Here is a 3,952-nt window from a genome sequence, read left to right on the forward strand (position 1 = left end):
TTAGCGGTGGCTTTCACATGCGCAATGAGCAGGATTTAACCAAGGTAAGTTTACAAGAGAAGGATGCACTAGCAGACACTTACTTATTAGCCTCAAATTTATTATTAACAGTAACACCACCCAATCCGTCAATCATTAAAAAAGTCAATAAAAAAACAGCTGAATTTTCATTTAGCGAGCCCGAATTAAAGCCTTATGTGCAAAAGCAATCAATTGATCTGGCGCTTAATAGTTTAACGGGTGAAAAAGTTAGTCTTGATCAATATAAGGGTAAGGTGGTACTACTTAATTTTTGGGCCAGTTGGTGTAAGCCTTGTGTTGAGGAAATACCATCTCTAGTTCGATTAAACGAAAAACTCAAGGCAACTGATTTTCAAATTTTAACCATTAATGTCGGCGAGTCCAAGCAGCAAATTAATGAGTTTATGAAAAAAGTAGCCTTTGATCTGCCCATATTGTTAGACGAGTCTGGCATCGCTGTTAAGGATTGGGGTGTCTATGCTTATCCGTCAAATTTTGTGCTGGATAAAAATGGCACCATTCGATACGCCTACCGAGGTGCGTTAGAGTGGGACGCACCCAATATCATTAATACAATTAAACAGTTACTTTGAAACAATACGACGTTGTTATTATTGGTGCAGGTGCTGCTGGACGAGGCAATTCCTCACATCAGCAAGTTATAACTACCAACCTAAATTTAACAAGTAATATTATTGAAAAACAGCTTGGGAGGTTTTGCCTCTATGGAAACTAATTTAAAAAAATACGACGTTGTTATTATTGGTGCAGGTGCTGCTGGTTTAATGTGCGCCGCACAAGCGCAACAACGTGGCCGAAAAGTATTGATATTGGATAAAGCTAACAAAGCTGGAAAAAAGATTTTAATCTCTGGCGGTGGGCGTTGCAACTTCACTAATTTACATATTGAACCACAAGCCTTTTTGTCTGAAAACGTGCATTTTTGTAAATCGGCTTTATCGCGCTATACGCAATGGGATTTTATGGCGTTAATGCAAAGCCATCATCTGAGCTGGCAAGAGAAATCTTTGGGGCAATTATTTTGTGATCAAAAATCTGGTGCGATTTTAAGAATGCTACTTGATGAGTGTCAACAAACTGATTTTGTTTTGGATTGCAATATTAACAACATAAAATTTGACTCAAGCTATCTTATTCAATCTGATCAAGGGGAGTTTGAGTCGGGCTCATTGGTTGTTGCCACTGGCGGACCAAGTATTCCAAAAATGGGTGCCACGGATTTTGGATTAACACTCGCTAAGCAATTTAATTTGAGCACGCGCCCGTTCAAACCGGCATTGGTGCCATTTACATTTCATCAGCATGATATTAACACCTATTTTAAAGACTTATCTGGATTATCTCTAGACGCTGTAGTGACTTGTCAGGGGGTTAGTTTTAGAGAGGCACTGTTAATTACACACAGAGGATTAAGTGGGCCAGCTATTTTGCAAGCCTCTTCCTATTGGCAGCCAGGAGATTGTATTGAAATCAACCTATTGCCTGATATAGATGCAAGCGAATATTTGCTAGATAAACAACAGTCGCGCGGCAAGGCAGAGCTTAAAACCATTTTGGGTGAGTTTTTCCCTAAACGCTTAGCCGAGCGCCTGGCCAACACTTTGGGCACTAAGTTATTGGCTGACACCACTTTGGGTGAAATTAAACACAACGATTTAAAAGCCTTTGGTCAGCAGATAAATCACTGGCTGTTAGTGCCAAGTGGCACTGAAGGCTTGCGTGTGGCAGAAGTGTGTACGGGTGGTATTGATACCAATGAATTGTCCTCTAAAACCATGGAATCAAACAAACAGCCGGGGCTGTATTTTATTGGTGAAACGGTTGATGTTACTGGCTGGCTCGGCGGTTACAATTTTCAATGGGCTTGGTCATCAGGCTGGGCAGCGGGGCAAGTGGTCTAAAAACTGCTTTTTTTTTGCAACTTGTGTATGATTGGTGCTTTGATAATTGCAAAGTAATCTATGTTTGGATTTGGGGAGAAGGTAATAGGGTATGACACGCCAATGTTTAATGAGCGTGAAGTTCGTGCCGCCGCTGGTATTGTGTTTTTCTTTGCCTTTATGGCCTTTATGAACGGCTTTCTAACTGGTAATAATGAGCCGACCAAACTCATGGTAACGGTGTTTTTGTTCGATTTTTTCATTCGTATTTTTATCAATCCTAAATACGCGCCGTCGATGGTGGTGGGGCGTTGGGTGGTTAATAACCAAAAGCCAGAATATACCGATGCTGCACCCAAGCGCTGGGCCTGGTCAATTGGTTTTGCGTTGGCTGCAATTATGTTTTATTTGGTTGTGCTAAATGAAATTCGCGGCCCGATCAACATTCTTACTTGTGCTTTGTGCTTGAGTTTGTTGTTTTTTGAGGCAGTTTTTGGCATTTGTGCAGGTTGTAAAATTTACAACTTAGCACACACTGAAAAAGTTAAACATTGCCCTGGCGAGGCTTGTGATTTGACTCGCGGTAGAGATGAAATTCAAACGTTAAGCTTGGCACAAAAAACCATTTTCATTCTATCAATGCTTGCGCTTTTTTATTTGGCGTTTGGCGGCATTATTAAATTTTTAATTTTTGGACAATAGTATGAGGCAACTGATCATTTTTATTGTTTTGATCATTAACTATTCAATAGCGCAGGCCGCATTGGAAGTTCAGCAAGTTGCTGATAATGTTTATGCGTTAGAGGGTGAAACCACTCAGCGCTCACCTGCTAACCTTGGTAATAATTCTACGCATGGCGTTATCATTACCAACAAGGGTGTAATTTTGATTGATTCAGGGGCGAGTTATTTGGGTGCAAAACAATTGCACGAGGCAATTCAAACCATTACTGATCAACCAATTAAAATTGTAATTAATAGTGGCGGTCAAGATCATCGCTGGCTTGGTAATGATTATTTCCAGCAGCTTGGCGCTAGAATTATATCTTCAGCAAAAACACACCAAGATCAAAAAGTAAGAACCGATTACCATTTAAATAGACTAGGCGGACTCATTCATGAGAGTCTTGATGGTACAGTTGCTTTTTATTCGACTGAAACTTTCGATGAAAAAATGAAGCTTACACTGGGTAATGTAGATTTAGAGTTATACCATTTTGGTCCGGCACATACAGTTGGCGATATTGTAATTTGGATGCCAAACACCAAGACTATGTTTACCGGTGACGTGGTGTTTAATGACAGAATGCTGGGCATTGGCCCTGCTAAAAACGCTCAAAGCTGGGTAGATGTATTTGAAAAAATGGCAGAATTTAAACCAGAGCATGTTGTTCCAGGCCATGGAAGGGTGTCTGATTTGGCAATAGCCACTAAAAACACCCAACAGTATTTAAAATTCTTGATAAACAAAATTGGCAATATTTTAGAAAATGATGGCGACATGCTTGAAGCAAGTAAAATTAACCAAAGTGAATTCCATTTTTTAAGTGGCCATCAAGATATTGCTGGAAAGAATGCGCAATGGGTGTTTGAACAAATGGAATTTGATTATTAAAAATAGGAGAAAAGTATGAAAGGGATTCGATATTTATTTGCCATCTCATGGACGTTGATTGCACTGGGTGCATTTGCTGTGTTTGGCTTAAGTGATGATAAAGAGACTAAAGCATCAGAAGTTGTTGAAAAAACAGCGGAAGAATGTGAAATTCCAGCTTTTGCTAAAGCCATTGGTCATGAGGATTTATGGTTAAAGCATAATGGCTGCCCGCCAAGAGAAAAAACCGAAAAAACAGATGAAAAATAGCTGTTTTTCTTGATTTTAAAAATTTGCTAAATTTTTGATTTGGCAAGGTTTTAAGTATCATTTTTAGCTAAAAACCCCTTTAAAACGTTGTTTTAAAGGGGTTTTTGCTTGTTGGCATGCTGCAAAACCAGCTATTTACATAATTTGTTAAATTATTTCACAAGCC

5 protein-coding genes are annotated in these 3,952 nt (G+C 39.3%); all 5 read left to right on the plus strand.

The window, feature by feature from the left end:
• Positions 1-614: TlpA disulfide reductase family protein (locus PSN35_RS06365; RefSeq protein ID WP_300031030.1), on the plus strand; the 614-nt coding region annotated here is incomplete at its 5' end.
• A 132-nt stretch (positions 615-746) separates the two neighbouring features.
• The gene (locus PSN35_RS06370) at positions 747-1,943 is read left to right on the plus strand and encodes an NAD(P)/FAD-dependent oxidoreductase (protein ID WP_300031033.1); all 1,197 of its coding nucleotides are present in this window, start codon (positions 747-749) and stop codon (positions 1,941-1,943) included.
• A 60-nt stretch (positions 1,944-2,003) separates the two neighbouring features.
• A complete protein-coding gene (locus PSN35_RS06375; RefSeq protein WP_300031036.1) occupies positions 2,004-2,624 on the plus strand; it encodes a DUF4395 domain-containing protein in 621 nt (206 codons plus the stop codon).
• A 1-nt stretch (position 2,625) separates the two neighbouring features.
• Entirely contained in the window at positions 2,626-3,537 is a 912-nt protein-coding gene (locus tag PSN35_RS06380) for an MBL fold metallo-hydrolase (RefSeq protein WP_300031039.1), read from the plus strand.
• Positions 3,538-3,552: 15 nt separating this feature from the next.
• A complete protein-coding gene (locus tag PSN35_RS06385) occupies positions 3,553-3,786 on the plus strand; it encodes a hypothetical protein (RefSeq protein ID WP_300031041.1) in 234 nt (77 codons plus the stop codon).
• Positions 3,787-3,952: the final 166 nt, after the last annotated feature.

Origin of the sequence: Candidatus Thioglobus sp. (genome assembly GCF_028599055.1) — a bacterium.
GTDB lineage: Bacteria > Pseudomonadota > Gammaproteobacteria > PS1 > Pseudothioglobaceae > Thioglobus_A.

What these genes read in the sequence shown, in the direction of transcription:
- PSN35_RS06370 (WP_300031033.1), top strand. Translation starts at nt 747, where the DNA reads ATGGAAACTAATTTAAAAAAATACGACGTTGTTATTATTGGTGCAGGT.
- PSN35_RS06375 (WP_300031036.1), top strand. Translation starts at nt 2,004, where the DNA reads ATGTTTGGATTTGGGGAGAAGGTAATAGGGTATGACACGCCAATGTTT.
- PSN35_RS06380 (WP_300031039.1), top strand. Translation starts at nt 2,626, where the DNA reads ATGAGGCAACTGATCATTTTTATTGTTTTGATCATTAACTATTCAATA.
- PSN35_RS06385 (WP_300031041.1), top strand. Translation starts at nt 3,553, where the DNA reads ATGAAAGGGATTCGATATTTATTTGCCATCTCATGGACGTTGATTGCA.